At 46.8% G+C, this 19,593-nt stretch carries 14 protein-coding genes and 3 pseudogenes; 15 read left to right on the plus strand and 2 right to left on the minus strand.

The genetic code is table 11. The annotated features are described in order from the left end of the window. Positions 1-5 precede the first annotated feature (5 nt). The 7 genes and pseudogenes from CZ379_RS05140 to CZ379_RS05170 all read left to right on the plus strand — a co-directional run. Complete coding sequence (locus CZ379_RS05140) at positions 6-590, plus strand: hypothetical protein (RefSeq protein ID WP_110930682.1); 585 nt, start codon at positions 6-8, stop codon at positions 588-590. Positions 591-647: 57 nt separating this feature from the next. After that, a complete protein-coding gene (locus CZ379_RS05145; protein ID WP_110930683.1) occupies positions 648-2,135 on the plus strand; it encodes a hypothetical protein in 1,488 nt (495 codons plus the stop codon). A 122-nt stretch (positions 2,136-2,257) separates the two neighbouring features. Further along, positions 2,258-2,515, plus strand: a complete 258-nt coding sequence (locus tag CZ379_RS05150; protein ID WP_199925476.1) for an aggregation-promoting factor C-terminal-like domain-containing protein — start codon at positions 2,258-2,260, stop codon at positions 2,513-2,515. 12 nt (positions 2,516-2,527) lie between these two features. After that, positions 2,528-6,949 carry an LPD38 domain-containing protein gene (locus tag CZ379_RS05155; RefSeq protein WP_110930685.1) on the plus strand — a complete coding sequence of 1,474 codons (4,422 nt, stop codon included), beginning with the start codon at positions 2,528-2,530 and terminating at the stop codon, positions 6,947-6,949. A 55-nt stretch (positions 6,950-7,004) separates the two neighbouring features. Further along, positions 7,005-7,463: a phage holin family protein gene (locus tag CZ379_RS05160; protein WP_110934242.1), complete on the plus strand. Its 459-nt coding sequence runs from the start codon at positions 7,005-7,007 to the stop codon at positions 7,461-7,463. Continuing rightward, positions 7,460-8,167 (plus strand): N-acetylmuramoyl-L-alanine amidase, encoded by a 708-nt coding sequence (locus CZ379_RS05165; protein ID WP_110930686.1) that lies wholly within the window; start codon positions 7,460-7,462, stop codon positions 8,165-8,167. Before CZ379_RS05160 ends, CZ379_RS05165 begins: the two co-directional genes overlap by 4 nt. Before the next feature lie 169 nt (positions 8,168-8,336). Further along, positions 8,337-8,417: pseudogene (locus CZ379_RS05170) on the plus strand (23S rRNA (pseudouridine(1915)-N(3))-methyltransferase RlmH); the annotation flags it as partial. 156 nt (positions 8,418-8,573) lie between these two features. Here CZ379_RS05170 and CZ379_RS05175 read toward each other — a convergent pair. Next, the gene (locus tag CZ379_RS05175) at positions 8,574-9,044 is read right to left on the minus strand and encodes a pyridoxamine 5'-phosphate oxidase family protein (protein WP_110930687.1); all 471 of its coding nucleotides are present in this window, start codon (positions 9,042-9,044) and stop codon (positions 8,574-8,576) included. Between the two features lie 396 nt (positions 9,045-9,440). On the opposite strand from CZ379_RS05175, the gene CZ379_RS05180 reads away from it, so the two are divergent. The 4 genes from CZ379_RS05180 to CZ379_RS05195 all read left to right on the plus strand — a co-directional run bounded on the left by CZ379_RS05180 (position 9,441) and on the right by CZ379_RS05195 (position 14,987). After that, positions 9,441-13,139 (plus strand): AAA family ATPase, encoded by a 3,699-nt coding sequence (locus CZ379_RS05180; RefSeq protein ID WP_110930688.1) that lies wholly within the window; start codon positions 9,441-9,443, stop codon positions 13,137-13,139. Next, positions 13,139-13,594 (plus strand): hypothetical protein, encoded by a 456-nt coding sequence (locus CZ379_RS05185; protein ID WP_110930689.1) that lies wholly within the window; start codon positions 13,139-13,141, stop codon positions 13,592-13,594. The genes CZ379_RS05180 and CZ379_RS05185 overlap by 1 nt, the downstream gene beginning before the upstream one ends. A 14-nt stretch (positions 13,595-13,608) precedes the next feature. Then, the gene (locus CZ379_RS05190) at positions 13,609-14,238 is read left to right on the plus strand and encodes a hypothetical protein (RefSeq protein ID WP_110930690.1); all 630 of its coding nucleotides are present in this window, start codon (positions 13,609-13,611) and stop codon (positions 14,236-14,238) included. Between the two features lie 137 nt (positions 14,239-14,375). Beyond that, complete coding sequence (locus CZ379_RS05195; protein ID WP_110930691.1) at positions 14,376-14,987, plus strand: uracil-DNA glycosylase; 612 nt, start codon at positions 14,376-14,378, stop codon at positions 14,985-14,987. 282 nt (positions 14,988-15,269) lie between these two features. Here CZ379_RS05195 and CZ379_RS05200 read toward each other — a convergent pair whose 3' ends face one another. Then, the gene (locus CZ379_RS05200; RefSeq protein WP_199925477.1) at positions 15,270-16,055 is read right to left on the minus strand and encodes an SDR family NAD(P)-dependent oxidoreductase; all 786 of its coding nucleotides are present in this window, start codon (positions 16,053-16,055) and stop codon (positions 15,270-15,272) included. Positions 16,056-16,208: 153 nt separating this feature from the next. On the opposite strand from CZ379_RS05200, the gene CZ379_RS05205 reads away from it, so the two are divergent. From CZ379_RS05205 to CZ379_RS05220, 4 genes and pseudogenes are all read left to right on the plus strand, one after another. After that, on the plus strand, positions 16,209-17,015 hold the full coding sequence (locus tag CZ379_RS05205) for a helix-turn-helix domain-containing protein (RefSeq protein ID WP_110930693.1): 807 nt from the start codon (positions 16,209-16,211) through the stop codon (positions 17,013-17,015). A gap of 41 nt (positions 17,016-17,056) precedes the next feature. Continuing rightward, a pseudogene (locus CZ379_RS26585) lies at positions 17,057-17,164 on the plus strand (ABC transporter ATP-binding protein); the annotation flags it as partial. A 288-nt stretch (positions 17,165-17,452) separates the two neighbouring features. Further along, on the plus strand, positions 17,453-19,009 hold the full coding sequence (locus CZ379_RS05215; RefSeq protein WP_110930694.1) for a stalk domain-containing protein: 1,557 nt from the start codon (positions 17,453-17,455) through the stop codon (positions 19,007-19,009). 181 nt (positions 19,010-19,190) lie between these two features. Further along, positions 19,191-19,578 (plus strand): annotated as a pseudogene (locus tag CZ379_RS05220) (helix-turn-helix transcriptional regulator); the annotation flags it as partial. Between the last annotated feature and the right edge of the window lie 15 nt (positions 19,579-19,593).

Consider the following 19,593-nt stretch of genomic DNA (forward strand, 5'->3'; position numbering starts at 1 on the left):
TTGGCTTGAAGTATCTTAGCAGGATACCAAACACACTAATTTTACTTGCTTGCATTGTAGCTTTTGGGCTATTTGTTTATCCTGGTTTGTACAAATATGATAAATTGAATCAGAAATTTCCTGTGAAAATAAATCGTATTACTGGACAAACGCAAGTGTTGTACCCAAATGGCTGGAGTAATATGGATGGTTATGATTCAGCCGCTATTAAAATGGAAGAGTATAAAAAAGAAATAACGGATCAAATTGCTACACAAAACGAAATGATTAAGAATGACGTTCTCTTATCAATCAGAGAGGAAATCGATTTGATGAAAGATTCGATTTCTCTTGAAAATGATTATATTAATTTTGATGCTATAAGGAATAGAAACAAAATTAATCAGAACGCTGCGAACCCTGCAGGCAGCGATCAACTTTTCGGTAAAGGAGATAGTTTTGAGACTGTCGAGAAAATAATGGGTACTCCTGATAGCATCATAGGCGGAAGTTCTTTTGAAATATGGAGTTATGGTTCATCTAATGTATACTTCAGAGATGGAGAAGTAAGTGGATGGAGCAATGATGGTAAAAATCTGAAAATAAAATGAGCTGGTAATGAGTCCTCACATCGAGGGCTCTTTTTTATGCCCAAGAGGAGGTGTCACATGGCTAACTTAGGATACGGCGGTATTAACTACGGAACCGCAGACAAGGCAGGGAAGCAAGGTATTATTCAGAATCAGCAGAATGTTGCTAACAGCCCAGCGTACAAACAAAGCGAAATTGACCGTACCTTGGCGGTGATTGAAAGTAGGAAGGCGCAAGGGCTGGATACATCGGCTCAGCAGAAATACTTGAATGTAAACCTGGGGTATCAAGCCCCTATGGTGCAAGCTGCTTCGAATGTCACCAGCTCACCACAGGCCACCTATACGCCGCCTTCGAGCCCAACACAGGATACGCTCAATAGGATGAATGATTTTATTAATAGGCAAGCTGAGTTTCAGTTTACGGCACCTGACCCCTTTACCTATGACCAAAACAGCGATCCGGCTTACCAGTCGCAGCTGGCCGAGGCAAAACGGAATGTCGAGAGTCAACAGAGAGACACAAACGCGATGCTTCGTGCCAGCGGACAGGGTATGTCGTCATGGAGTGAATCGGTGGCAAATCAGATCGGTACGAACGCCATGGAGAGTATCGCGAATAACTTGGTACCGGCACTAATGCAGCAGGCTTACCAACGATACAATGACGATGCTAATCGAAGCCTACAAGTCCAGCAAATGAATTACGGAGTAGGTCAAGACGCTTTAGGCAATCTGACGAACCTTTACGGCTTGCAGGATAACGAGTATTTCCAGAAGCCGCTGGCAGAGGCGCAGATAACAGGGAACTACCTCCCAACTGAAGCCAGACAGGCTATAGATCAGATTCTGAATCTTAAGCAGCAATGGGGTGCATCAAGCAACGCGCAAGATCGGGCAGAGTTTGCTAGGCAGGCAGAGACGTTACGTAATCAGCTAGACCGCATGGGTATTGATTCAAGCCTATACGGTGCTAACGTGAGCTATGCAGATGCTGCAAGGGCTAACCCGGGTGTTAGGACATTAGCCGGACAGCAGATCGACATGCAGCGACAAGGCCAGCAGTTCGATCAGCAGTTCGCACAGGATCAATTTGCATATCAGAAAATCCGCGATCAGATCAGGGACGAGCAGTGGAAAATGCAGTTTGATCAGGACGTTAATCAGTTCGGCTTGCAGCATGCTCTTAGCAGGCAGGTACAACTGGGCGGCTTAAGCATTGACCAGGCGCGGCTTGCTCTTGCAGCGGATGACAACGCCCGTCAATGGGCGGCACTGGATTGGGATATGATGAATCCGACCACGTCTTCGAGAGGAGGCTTAACAGCTAATCAGGTGCTGCAAAGCATGCAAAGCCTATACACCGAGCCGGTTTACCAAGATAACGAAGGTATTCAAGAGAAAGTAGGTAATCGAATCACTCAAGACCCTACTAAAAGAGAGCAAATGTTTCTGAACGTGGTTGACGCGGGGTTGTCGGATGCGGAGACGCAGCAGATACTTTCTTCACTCGGCATGACCAAAACTGAGGTTCAGAACTACACGAAGAAATACTCGGGAAACTGACTAGCCCCGGGAAGACCGGGGCATATAAAAATTACTACAAAGCGGCCAAAGATGCTAAAGCTAATCCGGCAGCCTTTAAGGTAGCGAGTACGGCAGTCGGTAAGGCTATCAAGGATCTTGATTTGCCAGCAGAATGGATCACGCCGACCCTGGAGCTCGTAGCTCGGGAATCTTCCTTTAACCACAAAGCGAAGAACCCCAAGTCTACGGCTGCAGGGCTTTTCCAGTTCCTAGACGCCACGCGTAAAAACTATGGCGGGAATAAGGTCAACTGGGACGATCCCTATCAACAGGCGGTTGCCGGCTTAAAGTATATCGAGGATCGATACGGTACGCCGGAGAAAGCATTGGCGTTTTGGGATAAAAACAAATGGTATTAAAGGGGTGAGGGGATGTCCAGTTTCGACGACGTTAGAGATAGAATTAAGCGAGGGCAAGGAGCTAAGGAGCGGGTCTTACAACGCTTATCCATGCCTGAAGCATCTACTTCAATTGAGAGGGAGACTAGCACTTTCGATGCCATTCGCAATCGCCCGATCGATACAAAACCGACAAGCGGTACGCCGATGGCTGAGCTTCAGTCGAAGTACGGAGCTTTTACGCCAATGAATCTAGTTAATGCAGCTATGTATGATGCTGCGATGAAAAACCAACAGGCTGCTAAGGCTCAGTCGGGAGCGAAGCCTTTAACTGAGTACGAAAAGAACAAGGAGTATTACGACACTCTAAGCCCTTATAACCCAGCTAAATACTTTGCTAGTGCGATGAACTGGATAACTCGGGGCAATCCCGTGGGGAACTTTGCTTCTCGGATTGGCCACCAGGCGGACTCTGTCATGTCTGGTGGAAATCCCGCTACGATCCAGCCGCAAACTGGAAGCAGAGCGGCGGACATTACGGCTGATATCGCTGGCTCAGTGGCAAGTGTGTTTACCCCGACAGGTGCTCCGGTTAACATGGGGCCAATCGCGGGTACCTATGCGGCTACGGATAAGGTGTTGTTGTCCCCATTAGGAATGAAGGCCGAACAAGCTGCGGCAAACCAACTTAGTAAGCTGATCAAGCCTCAGACAGCCCAAGCGCTGACAAGGGAAGGTTTGCGAGAAGGGGTGGCCGGGGCAATGCAAGGCGCGGCCTTTGGCGCCATGACGGGCAAGGATGACGCAGGGATACTCGCAGAGGCGGCGCTTGGCGGTGGAATTGGCGGGGCGCTAGGTATGGGCTTTAGAGCAGCAGGAATGGGTCTATCCAAACTGTTCAAGAAGAACGGAATACCTGACAGCGAAATTGCCGAGATCCTTGCTCTTCCGGAAGGAAGGCGGGATTCTCGTTTGGCGGCCGCTGCTGAACGGTCTACGCTTCCGGCAGGCACAGAGCCGGTAATTAATCCTTACACCTTTGATCTTCCGGAGGCTACCCCTGCGACCAGGGCGGCAGCGGCGAACGCTAGCGAAGGCAGGCTTGGGTTAGGTGAGATCGATAACGCAATTAATGATCTGAATATGAAGTATGAGCAGCGCGTAATCGATGAGTATAAGTATCTGAAGGAGTCCCGCGATAGTCGTCGAGGAGTGCAGCAAGGTAGCCTGCAGAGGGACGTAACGGGGGATGTTGTCGGTCGAGCAGGTCGAATCTCGGAAAACCCGCTTTGGTATCAGGAATTTTATAGGTCGAATGGAAGGGTTCCTTCAAATAAAGATTTGTACCAACTAGCGCGAGAGCGAGTGGACAATGGCTTTATGGATGAGGTCGGTGCCGTGCCATCATGGAAAGCGGAAAATGGATTCGATGAGCAGCTTGCGGGGCTTGTAAGTGCTCGTGAGACATTACAAAACAGCTTGCGGGAAATTGACCCAGCTCTCCACGTCACCGATCAGCCAATTATTTCAAAGGAATTAAGGGACACACGGATTGAGCCTAACAGTGAGAGAAGGCCGACAACTGCGCCTTATCAGCCTGAACAACCGGGGACGGCGAAGATGGATCCACGTCGTCAGGAAATAAACGACAGGTTAGCGCGTGGGGAGAGTCTAACTCCTGAGGACATTGACTATATTCTTGCGAGTGAACCAAGGCCGAATCCCGTCAAAATTGAACCGCAAGTTGAATCTCCGAAATTTCCGGAGGTTGATCCTAATGCAGAGCCCATATTAAACCCAAGCCAGTTTGAGGAACATTCAGGGGTAGGAATCTCGCCTTTTTCTAAGACGAACCCATATGACTCGCTCCGGACGGATACCCGTTCGCAGCTGGTTAGTCGGCAGAAACGAGAGTTTAAGGGCTTGACTGCAAACGCGGACAAACTCTATACGGCGCTAATTGATGACCTTCATCCGCTTAACCAACAGGATAAAATACTTGAAAACGTGATGGGGGAAAAGCTTCCCTCTAACCAGCGTATACATGACACTGGTCTTGCTTCACGCGGCGCCGATGTGGTGGCTAAACGGATCATTACAGAGGGTCTTGTAGATGCTAAGGGGCAAGTGGTGGGTAAATCGCTGAAGAGTATTCTTGCTCCGCTAAAACCTTTGATGAAACGGAACAAACATATCTATGTAGATTTTGAGGACTACTTGCTAAACAAGCACGCCATCACTCGTTTTGAGCGAGGCGAGAAGGTATTCAGGGATGAACTTAAATGGACGCCGGATTACGGGGCGCAGAAGGTTTCGGAGTATGAACGGATGTTCCCGGAGTTCAAGGAAATGTCCGAAGGGTTGTATGAGTTTCAAGGCCAAGTGGCTCAGAAATGGCTTGTTGATACCGGGATGATCCCACAGGATATGCTGGATGCTTGGATTGAGAAAAACCCTTTCTATGTACCGAATAAACGCTATTTTAGCGAGTTGGAGAAGACGGGAAAGGGGTTCGGAGGAAAGAAGCGCGGATATGGGAATCAATCCAATCCTGTTAAAGCTTATCAAAAGGGTGGGTCTCAGCGACTGATCATAAGCCCGATCGAGGCCATGATCGAGAACGTGGATGCTTTCGTGAAATCGGCGAAGCGGAATAAGGTCATGCAGCAGTACGTAAAAAACATTGAGCGTGCTCCGGATGAATTTGAACCATGGGCAGAGATTGTTAAGCAGCCGGAGAGGGCGGAGGACATTGCGAAAATCGTTCTGGATGAAGGTGGTCTTGAAGAATTGCTGTTTCGCTTCTCTGCTGATTTTGACGCGGCGATGCAACGGACGCAGCTGGACAAAGATAACATTGTCCGCGCGCTCGTGGATGGCAACCCTGTTCATGTTCAGATTAAGGACAAACAACTGCTGAGCGCGCTCACAGCTCTAGGGCCTGAGCAAACAGGTAAAATACTTCAAGGCATAGGTAAGTTGACCAACACCATGAAGCTTTTGACGACGGGAAGTAACCCGGTTTTCTCCTTGACGCGTAACTTGTTTCGAGACATCCCGCAGGCTTATATAGCCAGCAAAACGAGAGATAACCCGTTTATATTCATGGCCGAGTTGGCCAGCGCTGCAATCGACATCGGTATGAAGCGGGGGGCTTATAAGGACTTCTTAAATATTGGCGGAGGTCACGCTTCGGCCATTGCCGCAGATCGAAATCTCTTACAGCAGAGTAAAAATGCAGTACTCCCTGCCTCCGGAGGAACCAGGCTGCACCGGGGGCTGCGTGATGGGTATGAGAACTTGCTAAATGCTGTTGAAGCAGCTCCTCGATTGTCAGAATTTAAACGAGTACGAGCTCTAGGCGGAGATCTTCAGGCAGCTCTTATGGCAGCCCAGGATTTAACCGTAAACTTCAAGCGACGGGGCGCTCTGTCTGGTGAGGCAGACAAGATATTCCCTTATTTCAATGCGGCGATACAGGGTATCGATAAAACAGTCCGAACTTACCGGGATGATCCCGCTAAAGCTCTAGTAAAATCGATTTTGGCCATCACGATTCCTACGCTAGCTTTATACGCAATTAACCGTGATGACCCCAACTATCAAAAGCTGAGTAACCGAACGAAGGACGCATTTATGCTAATCCCCCGGGGGGACGGCAAGTTTATCAAGATTTCCAAGCCGCAAGAGCAAGGTACGATATTCAGCGATATTCCGGAGCGGCTGTTACGGATGTTCGCCGAGCAGGATCCGGCAGCCTTCCGTGATTTCGCGGATCGGATTCGGACTACTTTAATCCCGCCTGGGGTGTCTGGATTAACTAGCGATAAAGGCCCTTTGGCTGGCGTATTCGGTGATACAATTCTCGGCCCCGGGGTTGATGTATTGGCAAATGAGTCCTGGTCAGGCGCCCCGATAGTCCCTGGCCATCTGCAAAAACTCTCTCCAGGTCTTCAAGCGGATGCCAATACAACCTGGCCAGCTCGTAAGATTGGGGAAATGGTTCACGGCACGCCCCTAGAATCAAGCTTTACTAGCCCTAAAAATCTAGATTATTTGGCGAAACAGTATACGGGGTGGATCGGTCAGTTCGGACAGCCTCTACTTTCGTCCGGAGGGGATGCCGGATATGCCTTGTCTCAGTTGATGACGGCCGACCCCGTATTCAGTAATGACTTGTCGACTGAGTTTTACCACTATAAAGAAAAGGTCGACCAAGCGTATAACGACCGAGAACTTAAGCAACTGCCTGAATGGTACAATGATCCGCTTCGGAAACGTCTGAATAAGATTAGCCAGAACATGTCCAGCGTCCGCAAGCAAATGAGGGACGTGCAAAACGATCAATCGTTAAGTAACAAGGATAAACGGGAACGGCTGCGAGCGCTCCAGGAGCGTATAAACGAAATGGCCGAAGCAGGCAACTCGTTAGCTCGTGAGATTGTCCCATATTAATGGTTCTGCCCTCGGGATCCCGGGGGCTATTTATATTGAAAGGGTGATTGTGTTGGTGAATCAAATCAAGGTGTTTGGTAGTACTGTACTGGCTGCTGCAGCTGGTGCTTCGGGTAAAGAGGCTGCTACTGGTGGAGTCTTTGCTGCTGTCGGTTTAATCGCTACATTGCTAGGCGGCTGGGATAAGCCGCTGCAGCTCCTCGTCGTACTTATGGCAGCTGATTATATTACGGGCATTTTGGGGGCAATCAAGACCAAAACGCTTAATAGCGAAGTAATGTTTTGGGGTGGTATCCGTAAGATTACGGTGCTTTTTGTTGTGGGACTCGCCGTGCTAATTGACGGTTGGGTTGGAGGAGATGCATCTGTATTTCGTATCTTGGCCGTTTACTTTTATGCTGGTCGAGAGGGTCTTTCCGTAGTGGAAAATCTAGGCATCCTGGGCGTGTACCTGCCCCCGAAGGTTAAAGACTTCTTGGAGCAGCTGAACGAAAAGGGAGGGGCGACTAAATGAAGAATGTATGGATTGACGCAGGTCACGGCGGTAAGGATCCAGGGGCTGTTGCAAATGGATTGAAGGAGAAGGACATCGCTCTTACGGTGGCCGTGGGCGTTAAGGAGCGTCTGGAAGTTGAATATGAAGGTGTCTGGGTTCTATTGTCCCGAAGAACGGATGTCTTTTTAGAGCTTAAGGAACGCACAGACTTAGCAAACAAAGCGAGAGCCGACCTCATGGTTAGCATCCACTGTAACGCAGGTGGCGGTGCTGGCGGCTTCGAGACGTTCCGATATACGAACGCTTCAAGCAAGAGCACGGCATTTCAAAACGTGTTGCACGCTGAGATTATGGCCGCGCTGAAGCCTCATGGCGTTATCGATCGGGGCAAGAAGTCTAAGAACCTTCATATGGTACGAGAGAGCAAAATGCCGGCAGTGCTAACCGAAAACCTATTTATCGATGTGGCAGCTGATGCGGCCAAGCTCAAACGTGTCGATGTGATTGAGGCGATTATCCAGGGGCATGTGTCGGGAATTGCTAAATACCTGGGATTAAAACGAAGGGAGGGGGCAACCATGGCGGACAAGAAGGCGCCTGAGTGGAAAGAGAAGGGCAGAGAGTGGCTGATCAAGAACGCAGGGATTAGCGAAGATTGGAAGGCGACCGATCCGGTGGATGTCGGGACACTAGGAACGATCTTGAGCAGGCTGTTTAAATAGAGTGGAGCTCCGCTGGCACTTAGCTGGCGGTGTTGATTAATTGGGGACAGATTGGGGACAAAAGCTACTTTCGTCGACTCTGAGACACTCACTTTCACTCGGACATAATGGAGAAACCCTTGATTTTTCAAGGGTTTCCGGGTCTGTGCTAGGTTGTAAAATTGTATTTAATCGAATCATGCGCCTGGTGTTGGTGGAGCAGATTTATCGTGCAGTGAAGATCAATCGGGGAGAGCCGTATCATAAGTAACGGGGAAGAATAGGGAGTGCGCGGACACTCCCTTTGAGCTGCATTGTCTGTTATCAAATGTCTGCTTCACATTAATCCAATAAGGCGAATCACACAGTATGTCTATACCCAACGGCAGCAGCCTAATATGTAAAATATAGAAACCACATAGACCACTTAATTTGTCGTCTTATTGACAAAATCAATCTCATTTCTGATCCCTTTGTGGGCGTCATTCCACAGGCCCTTTGTCAGGCTAATGCGCAGGAGGCATGTATTAGGGTCTTCGTCGTTATTTGCTTCGTTATACCACTCGGCAAATATGGTACGCAGCTTTGTCATCATCTCCGCGTTTTTTTCGTCACACACCCAGCCCAGGTTTTCACCGATACCATCGGCCGTAAAGTTTTCGACGATGATACAAACGGCGACTTCGGGATTTTGGGCGATCTGCTGCATCTTGCCTGAGGTCGCGTAGGTGACGATGTAGAACGCGCCGTCCTCATAATAAGCGTCCACAATGCGGGCGGCGGGGCGGCTTTTGCCATCGGCCCCCGGTTCCAGCGCGATAGTGGACAGAGAGATCAGGCAGTCCTTGTTACCCACTTGTTCTTCCAGCAGTTTCATGGCTTCGTCGTACTTGCTCATTTTATTACCTCCTAAAAGTGTCATAAGGCATATATTATTAAGTTATCATTGTAAAATCTTATTGCATGTGAAGAATAATACGATGAAATATTAAATCGCTATCCTAAGAATGGACAAATATGATGATCCTGATTTGAGCCTCCCAATGTTTGATAGAGAGGCTTTTTTTTTACCTCACGAATCTTTGAAGGAAACTTAAAAACATCATTTAAGAGCCCTGAGGTAATTCATTAGGATATCTACAAGAGTTAACTCGACAAAACCCTTTACGCTATCATAATATTTTGATCCAAGGCGAATAGAGATTCCAGGATTTGAGAGCGAGAGTAGCGAAAACATAGTATAATACTAGGAAAAAAGAATGAATAGTAGGCCCCGGGAGGGATAACGGGAAGTATGAAAATCAACCGAAAAGGTATGGTGAAAACACTCAATGGTGTTGTGAAAGTGCTCAAATTTATTTTTCCTGAGTATCAGCTTGTTGAGTTGGTTCGGGAAAAAGGATTTATTGCACCAAAAGAAAACGAACCAGCTCCAAAGAGGCAAGAGCAGCAGCCGGTGCAACAATATAATACAGGATCGCGAGCCAGAAGTGCAGATCCGAGCAACTCCGCGCGGACTTTTATGGGACAGAGCACTGTTTCGTCGACTTTCCGTCCTGTTCAATCTCAAGCTTATACGTCGCAGGGGGTGGGCCAAAGTGATGCGCAGAGCGCTTTTTCACCCAATCAATTGGATCAACTATTCCGAGAAGTGGAGAAGAACCTTAATAGTCAAGTAATCGGACAGCCGTTCTTCATAAAAGATTTGGTTGCGGGATATAAACAGGGATATATGAATGGACGTCAGATTAATAAGCCAAGAAATGTGATTTTGCTGGCTGGAGCTCCCGGAACGGGCAAGAAAACAGCCTTGGAATGCCTAGTTCGAGAGATGCATGCATATCGGCTAACCTCTAGGCCCCATTTTTCAGAAATTGATTTGCAGCGATATGAGGCCGATGAAATATCCGGTAATTTTATTATTGATATGGTGGAGGCTTTCCAATACTCTGAGGGAACGGTGTTATTTAAGGGAATAAAAGGGGCTGAGCAGGCTATTATTGGCTTGGTCGCTAAGCTTGCCGCGGAAGGCAGCTTCCGAACCAAAGAAGGGTTGCGCATAATCGCCGACGATTTTTTCATCATTTTCTATATCGATGAACCTGCAGAGAGAGGAAGTGAATTTGGCCAGGTTCCGTCCGGGTTGGCAAATCATCTCCCGATCTCTATCTTGCAAAGCATTCTTGCTGCGGCTATCTCTTCACCGTTAGAGTGGGAGACGATGCGACAAATTGCAGAGGCCTTACTTGGGAAAGCAGTAGACGATCTGTCAAGGGATATGCAGTTAAGTATCGTTGTTCATCCTTCCACGTATGAGGCGTTAGCCGATATCGCCGCAACAAACAAAACATTTGGCGAGGCAGTGCAGCACTGGATCGATAAGGAGCTTACTGTCGTATTGTCCGGCCTACGGGCCCGTAATGAGATTCGTAGCAATGAGCGTGTGCGTATTCGTTTTAAGAACGATTCTTTTCTTGTGGAGTCGAACTCGCTTGAGATTCCGATCAAAGCACTATCTTTCGTTGGTCAGGAATCAATTGACGATGTCCTGGAAGAGTTAAATGCGTTAACAGGCCTCGAACCCGTGAAAAAGTTTGTCCATGAGCTCATGGAGATGGTTCAGGTGAACAAGCTGAGAGCTAGGGCAGGCGAAGGCTCTGTGCCGATGTCGCTTCATATGGTGTTTACCGGGAATCCCGGAACCGGCAAGACGACGGTCGCCCGCTTAATCGGCCGTATTCTGAAGGCGCTCGGATTGCTGCCGCAAGGTCAATTGATCGAAGTAGCGAGGCAGGATCTTGTAGGACAATATGTGGGCTCTACCGCTCCGAAGACGATGGCAAAAGTCAATGAGGCCTTGGGAGGCGTATTGTTCATCGACGAGGCCTATACACACGCTCGTCATGATAACGATACGTTCGGCACTGAAGCAATCGACACGATCGTCAAGGCGATGGAGGATCATCGAGATGATTTGGTTGTTGTGCTGGCAGGGTATACCCAGGAGATGGAGACCTTTTTGCGATCGAATCCAGGTTTGCGTTCAAGATTTCCATTCATCGTGGAGTTCCCGGACTACAAGGCGGAAGATATGCTGGAAATTATGATTCAAATAGTAGACAAGAATGGTTTCCGCATAGATTCGGATGCCTATGAGGGTTTGATCGAGCTGTTCGATCAACGGCAAATCCCTGGCCGCAATGACAGCGGTAACGGCCGACTTGTTCGCAATCTGTTCGAGGAGGCTGTCCGCAAGCAAGCTGCTCGGCTTAGAGGGCTGATGTCAGAGGCAACTGCAGATACAGACTTGCAATTATTGACAGGGGCAGACTTCGGAATCGGTGAGAAGGAAGCATTTAACATCGAGAATCAGCTTGCTGGAATGGTCGGGTTGGAGAAGGTGAAACTATTCGTCCGAACTTTGGAAAAACAGCTTATTGTTGATCGAAGGCGGAAGGAAGCCGGGATTCATGTCGATACCGGGCAGACTCTCAATATGATTTTTTCGGGCAACCCCGGTACGGGCAAGACGACGATGGCGCGCCTGTTGGCAGAGATGCTCCGATCCATGGGTTATTTGAAAAAAGGACATCTGGTTGAAGTGGGGCGATCCGATCTGGTAGCGGAGTACGCCGGTCAGACAGCCAAAAAGACCAAGCTGGTTGTCGAATCTGCTCTTGGCGGCGTGCTCTTCATCGATGAGGCCTATGCGCTTGCGCAGGATGGTGTGCAGGGCGGGGGCTTCGGGAAGGAAGCCATCGATTCGCTGGTTCGTCTTATCGAGCTCCATAAAGACAATTTGGTTGTCATTTTGGCGGGATACACAGAAGATATGCAGCGGTTTGTTCAGGTCAATCCGGGGCTGTCCTCGCGCTTCCCGCTACAGATTGAATTCCCTGACTACACGGCCGAGGAAATGCAGCAAATCGCCTTGATCATGGCGAAGGCGCGAGGGTTTACCTTGGCTTCGAATGTGCCAGGTTTGCTCGAATCCTATTTTAATGAGAAGCAAATTCCGGGTAGAAAGGACGTAGGCAACGGTCGGCTTGTCCGCAATACGTTGGAGGAGGCGATACGCAAGCAAGCGGAGCGATTGGCCGATCATCCTGATATTGCGGTGGATCAGTTAAATGAGCTGAATGTGGAGGATTTTGGGCTGTCGGCACATGTAGACCTTGTGGCCCAGCGGGCGAATGCGCTTGGAGCGCTCGATGCTGTTGTTGGTCTGTCCTCTGTTAAGGAATTTGTGAGAAGCCTATCGGCACAAATTGAGGTGGCTAAGCGCCGTCAGGAGATGGGGCTGCCCAAGGCTTCCGCTCAAGCTCTCCATATGGTGTTTAAAGGAAACCCGGGTACCGGAAAAACGACGATTGCCCGTATTTTGGCCCAACGATTTAAAGAACTGGGCGTGATCAAGACCGACACGCTGGTAGAAACTGATCGATCCGGCCTAGTTGCCGGTTATGTAGGGCAAACTGCGCTCAAGACGAAAGAGGTTATCGAACGCGCTCTTGGTGGGATCTTGTTTGTGGATGAGGCTTATGCCTTGGCGGAAGGGGATCAATTCGGGCAGGAAGCGATCGATACGCTTGTCAAAGCGATGGATGATTACCGAGACAGGCTCATCGTTATATTGGCCGGCTACGACGAAGATATGGAGCGCTTCTTGAACCGCAATGCGGGGCTCCGCTCGAGATTTCCCAATATCATTACATTCCCCGATTATACAGCCGAGGAAATGCTGCAAATCGCGCATTTGCAAGTGAAATCGCAAGGATATGTGATTGGCCGGGAGGCTGAAGGCACGCTGCTCTCCATTTTAGAGACCTATGAAGGAGATATGACCGCAGGTAATGGACGGCTCGTGCGAAATTTGGTCGAGAAAGCGATTCGAGCCCATGCCTTACGTATGAGCAAGGAAGCCAATGCTACAGCCGAGGAATTATCTACTTTGACACCTGGAGATTTCCAAGAACAGATGGGGGTGATGTGATGAAAGTCCTAAAGTCGTTGCTAAAATGGTTGCTCGCCATTATTTTATATCATCCATTAATGCTAGGGGTCATTATCACTATGCTTTTCATGCCTTACATACTATACATTGATATAAAGAGTATTTTGAATGACGAGATTCCGATTCAAAACGGTAGCATGATCTTAGTAAGCTTTTTCGGCTTTTTTATTTATTTGGCTACGAGGAGCCGATTTTTAGGTATACCCTATCGCAAAATAACGATATTGCTTCCTTTATTGCACATGCTCATCTATACCAGTTTCGCTCTATCGGTAGGAGTCACGATTCTAAACAAATGGGCTGACGAAGGACTTTATTCCAAAGGATGGGCCATTACGCTTCTGCTGCTTGCGATTGTAGCCATCCGATTGTGCATGTCGTTGCTGTACTGGAAGTACCCGATTGTTCAGCGGACAAATCGATATATGGAATAGTGGGGGGAAGGAACTTGGCAAATTATCGGAAAAACAAACAAAGGTCGAAATCACACGCTACAAACCAATATGAGTTTCGACAAACGGAAAACGATGATGTTCCATTGGAACATTTAGAGTCATCCTTCAACCGCAAGTCATCTTCTACCCAAAAAGTAAGGAATAAGCATCGATTTTGGATCGGGATTACGGTGCTGATCACGTTCGGGATGGGCATATATATTCAGGGTTCAACCAGCACTATAAGAGATGTTCAGTCGGATGGGATCGGTAAAGGGATGAAGGCTGGTATCCAGCTAGCTGCGGCAGATGATTCGGCGGGACTCGAAGCCAGGGACTTCGAGATTGAGATGAAGAAAAATACGACGACAAGCCGTATGCTGATCTGGGATTTCGCGGCGGAAGACGGCGATGTCGTTGCGGTGAAGGTGGATGGCAATATCCTTCAAGCGAACATATTTATTATGCATAACCCGGTGGCAGTTGATATTCCAATTCCAAGTGTAGTTGAAATTATAGGTGTCAAGGATGGCGGAGGCGGGATTACATATGGGGTTAAGTTCCCTGGGGCTGTTCATAACAGCGCTTATTTCAATGCGGCGCCGGTAGGCTCCTCTAACGTCTATACGATAACCGGACAGTAAGACGAACGATTTGATCGACAAGTAAACAGTTATGCCGGACTTCAACCATTGCTGACTTTCACGTCATCAATGGTTTTTTTGTGTGTGGGCATAATAGACCCAATATGTGTGGAAGAGAGGAGCTGTATGGCAAGGAGATGGATCATTCTTTTGTAGTCTTACCTGAAGAACAAGCACCCGAAGGTATAGAGCATTGTGAACTGTGCGAACTATCCAAGCAGCGGAATCGTGTCATCTGGGGTGAAGGAGATCTGAAAGCCTCGCTTATGATGATTCTGGATAATCCCGGAGCCCGGGAGGATCGGCAAGGAAATTCGTTTCTATGCGGCACTCGAGAAACGCTCCAATTCGGCATGAGGGAGGCGGGGATAGATGTAAATGAGGTTTATGTCACTTATTTGCTAAAACGCCGACCGATGCGTGCCTATAATAAGCCTGAGGCTAGAGCCGCATGTCTTCCTCATTTAGAGATGCAGATTTTTCAGAAGCAGCCGCTTGTACTATTTGGATTTGGGAATGTCGTGGCGGAAGCCTTATTCCCTGATAAGGAGAGTGTCAGTGTTAAGGAATTACGAGGCAGCTGGCATGAGTTCCAGGATACGCCTATCAGCTTTACCTATCACCCGCTGGCAGTAAGAAGACGACCCAATCTACTAAGGTTCTTCGTAGAGGATTTAAAGGCTTTGAAGGAGAAGTGGAAGGAGATTCAACACGTCAGAAAAATTAGTACATCAATTAAACTTGAGTGAAAGACCGTGGTTTCCATTTAACGTTTGATTATACACAAGTCGATGGAGACCCATTATGAAGCAAGTATTGAAAGAGATCACGCCATTTGCGAAAAAGAAAGGGTCAAAAATAAAATAAGAAACAGGCCTTAGGGTCTCCTTAGGTCTGCTTCTTCTTTAAGCATAATAAGTACATTCATGAATAGCTGCTATAGACAGCGCGGTGAGCCGTATCATAAGTAGGGCGAATTTTGTCTAATTAGATCCTCCGCTCCATCACAATCGGCAACGCGATATTTATACTTAGACAGTAGCGCCGCCGTCAACTGCAAATGTCTGCGCCGTGATATTGTTGGCTAGATCACTGCATAAGAACAAGGCCATGTTTGCAATATCTTCTGGCTCTTGTGGGCGCCTTAGTGGAATCGTATCGGTAAAAGCTGCAAAAGCTTTAGCTTTTTCCTCCTCATTTCCTTCACCCGCCATTTCGTTAAGCTGTTTCTCCCACATATCGGTTCTGATGATACCAGGACAAATTGCATTGATGTTAATATTTGCGCTCGCAGCTTCTCTAGCTAATGCGGCAGTAAAAGCTATTACACCAGCCTTTGCACCTGCATAAACACTCGAGTATGGGGATGCCATTTTTACCGCAATGGAAGAAAGATTTACAATTCGTCCGGAATTTCGAGGCATCATGTAAGCTAGAGCAGCCTTACAACCATGAATTGTGCCTTTTAGGTTAATGTCAATTAGACGGTCTATTTCATCGACAGAAAACTCATCGATCGGTTTCATCATACCAATACCTGCGTTGTTGATCATAAAATCAAGTCCGCCTAAATTTTCTGTTGCTGCTTCAATAAGTTTACTGAATGATTCTGCATCACGAGTGTCAATCTGGAATGTAATGGCATTACGGCCTAAGCTTTTAATCTCCTCAGCAGTTTCCAAAGCGCTGCTTATATTAATATCGGCGACAACCACGTCTGCTCCGGCTTGTGCAAATCTAAGAGCAATCGCTTTTCCAAGACCGCTTGCTGAACCTGTTACAATAGCTACTTTACCATTCATGTTTATGCTAATCATAGAGAAACGCCACCTTTCTTTTGTTGCCTCCATGATATAATAAGAAGTAAGACTAAACATCGGTAATATTACCGATATATCTGTATACGGAAATCAAATCGTTGATGGAAATTAACAGCCCCAGACTGACAGCGGAGGAGATGGCGATATACGATGAAACATCTTACAGTAGAGGACTATCAAATGATACTTGATTTGTGCTTAATGATAGATTGTTATAATCAGCCGTATCGTCAGAGAACACTGAATGTCCTGTCCGAAGGGCTAGGCCCGGGGTTTCATCACCTTACCTTTCTTACAATCGATAATTCAGATAAATTAGGAAACCCCGTTGGTATTAATAAAGTACAGCATACGTGTGACAGTTACATCAATATTTACCATCGCCATGACATGTTTAGCCATTTGTGTAATCCTAAGAAGCCAATTGTCGGGGTTATGTCGGTTGAGGATATTATGAGCTTTCGAGAATATGAGCGAACTTCTTATTACAATGATTTCCTCCGTAAAGAGAACCTTTATTACCAATTGGCCGTTCCACTTTACTTTAATAATAGGCTCATTGGCGGTCTTGGGTGCTTTAGAGAGAAACAAGAGGAAAACTTTACGCCCCGTGACAAGGAGGTCATGGATCTTCTTTCTCGCCATTTGGCACTCAGTTATCACAATTCAATAAAGACTCAAAGATTAATGTCTACTGAAAGGATTTTAGCCAAAGGAAATCACGAGAATGACATTATTTCACAGCTGACTTCGACCGAGAGAGAAATTGTCCGTCTGGTCGCAAAGGGGATGACTAACCGAGATATTGCTAAATACAAACATATCAGTTTTCATACCGTTAAATCTCATTTGGAGCATATTTATAACAAACTAGATGTGAGCAGCCGAACAGAAATGCTCCACCGAATTTACGGAAAGAGAGTAGGACTTAGAGACATTGCAGAGAATTTTGGATAGAGAGAAATTCCTCCGCTCGAAACCACGTAACTAAAGATGAGCTTGATCCGGGGGAGCGAATGCGATTTCGCAGTCTGCTAACGGACTTGTCTGGCGAATGGATTATCATTTTTTCAACACATATCATCTCGGATATTGAAGCGACCGCCCGATTATATCCAAAGGTCGCTTAAATTGTTGAGTTACTCGACGCATGTAGCGTCCGATGTGACGCCGCAATCGTTTGTCAATTTATAATACGCGGGGGGAATACAATTGTCATTGGAGGTGCAAACGCTTGAAGAAGCCATGTAGTTGGTGAAGGCACATCTTCCTGCGAAGGCTAGATGATAGACTTGCCGAAAGATAGCCTGTAGGGCTATCTTTTTTGCTATAAAAGGGAATGGTTTACAAATGTCGAATGTAGTCAATATGATAATTCGAGGAGTGAACCCATTTTGCGTAATCCGATCAAACTTCAACTAATCACTGTACTTGCTTTCTTGCTAAGCTTCGTTTCTATTCCATCCGCATTTGCAGAGACCTCACTTATCTCAGACAAAAATTTGGAACAAGCGATTCGAGTCGAGCTAAAGAAACCGACTGGCCCCATTACCAAAGAAAATCTACAGACCATAACGTCGCTCTATCCCAAAGATCCTGAGCAGAAAATTATCAGTTTAAGTGGACTTGAGCATGCTGTTAATTTAGAGAGCTTAATGCTCCCAAGGCTTGGAATTACCAATATTGAGCCACTTAAAAATCTACATAAAGTCACCTTCCTAGCTCTAAATGACAATCAAATCACGCAAATTGAGCCACTACAAGAGTTGTCCCAACTGAAGCAGCTTGTTATCGATTCGAACTACATCGAGAAGCTTGATGCACTAGCGGGATTAACCAATTTAACAGACTTGTTAATCGGCCATAATCAGATTAAGGATCTGTCGCCGATTCAATCCTTAGTCAAATTGAATTGGTTGATCATAAACGATAACCAAATCCAGTCTCTTGAACCGCTAAGAGATCACCCGGAACTAGAATATTTATACTTTGAGAATAATCAGATCCAAGATATTAGCGTCTTAACAACTCTTCCGAAGCTCAAGGAGGTTTCACTGAGCAATAACCCTCTGGATGCAAGTGCAGAGAAAATTCTGACCGAACTCGCTGCCAAAGGCGTCAAAGTGCTTGGAAAAGAACATGAACAACCGACACCACCTTCAGATCCTAACGAAATCATGGTGCTGTTGAATGGGGAGATCATTAAATTCCAAGTCCCACCCATCCAGCAAAATGGATCTGTACTTGTTCCGTTCCGCACTATTTTCGAAGCTATGGGACTGAAGGTTGACTGGGATGGAGATACGCAAACGATTACGGGAAGTAAACCAGGTACGCTTATCAAGCTTAAAGTGGGTTCAACTACTGCTGAGATCAATGGCAAGCAGAAAAAACTATCCGTAGCCCCTTCTATTAGCAAGGGCAGCACCTACGTTCCATTACGTTTTATCGGCGAAGCAGTGGATGGAAAGGTGAACTGGCTGGCTAAGATTCAAACAGTCACAATTTATACGAAGCAGCCATCTGCGACCAAAGACAAAAAGATCCAAGTCACAGCCTATGGCGACTGGAGTGACGTAACATCTTCTATTGAGAATGCAGGAGATCATCAGCTTATTTTAATCTCACCCGAGAAGAGCACGATAGTTATTCAGCATTATAGCAAGAGCGATTTGGATATGAACTTCGAACAATATGTTAGCTTCACCAAAAAAGATATAACGGACAGAAATGCGGTGGAAATTACTGAGGAGTCCGTGAAGGTGGGGAAAATCGATGCGAAGCAGCTGACATATAGCTTAGGCATCATTAATGAAATGCTAGAACTTCGAATGATTCTATGCGAGCAAAATAATGAAATCTATACCCTATTGCTAGCTTCTCCATCGCAGGTCAGCAAACAAGCCAACGCCGATTTCAACGAAATAATAAAAAGTATAAAATTAAACTAGCATATCCCCTGTGATCACGTCTCTGTTTGAATTGTACTTTTTTACGATATGCGAATGATAATGGGAAGTGTTTTGACAGTTTTTTCAGTTAGGTATCAAGCGAAGATCTGACTTTTTCGTGCAGGAAATGCACGGTACTCTATTTTTATCTGCGGTAGTATTTATCTCGAAGGGAGGGACGATGGATTGGTTGGAGAGGATGAATAGCGCTATGGATTATAACAGACAATATTTCATATGATGACATAGCGCAGATCGCCTATTGCTCTACATATCATTTTCAATGAATGTTTCCGTTCATTACCGGAATCTCGTTATCCGAGTACATCCGAAGTCGACGATTGACATTGGCGGCTTTTGAACTGCAGACAACCGATGTAAAGGTTATCGATGTAGCCATGAGATATGGATATCAATTACTGGAAGCATTCGCGCGGGCGTTCAAGAATCTCCATGGGATCATACCGATATCTGCGCGCGATAAAGGCATTTCCTTAAAAGCCTATCCTCGAATGTCCTTTCATATCTCAATAACAGGGGATGTCGAGATGAATTACCGGATTGAACAAAGCGAAAAAGTAAGG

The organism is Paenibacillus bouchesdurhonensis (assembly GCF_900155685.1).
GTDB classification, from domain to species: Bacteria; Bacillota; Bacilli; order Paenibacillales; family Paenibacillaceae; genus Fontibacillus; species Fontibacillus bouchesdurhonensis.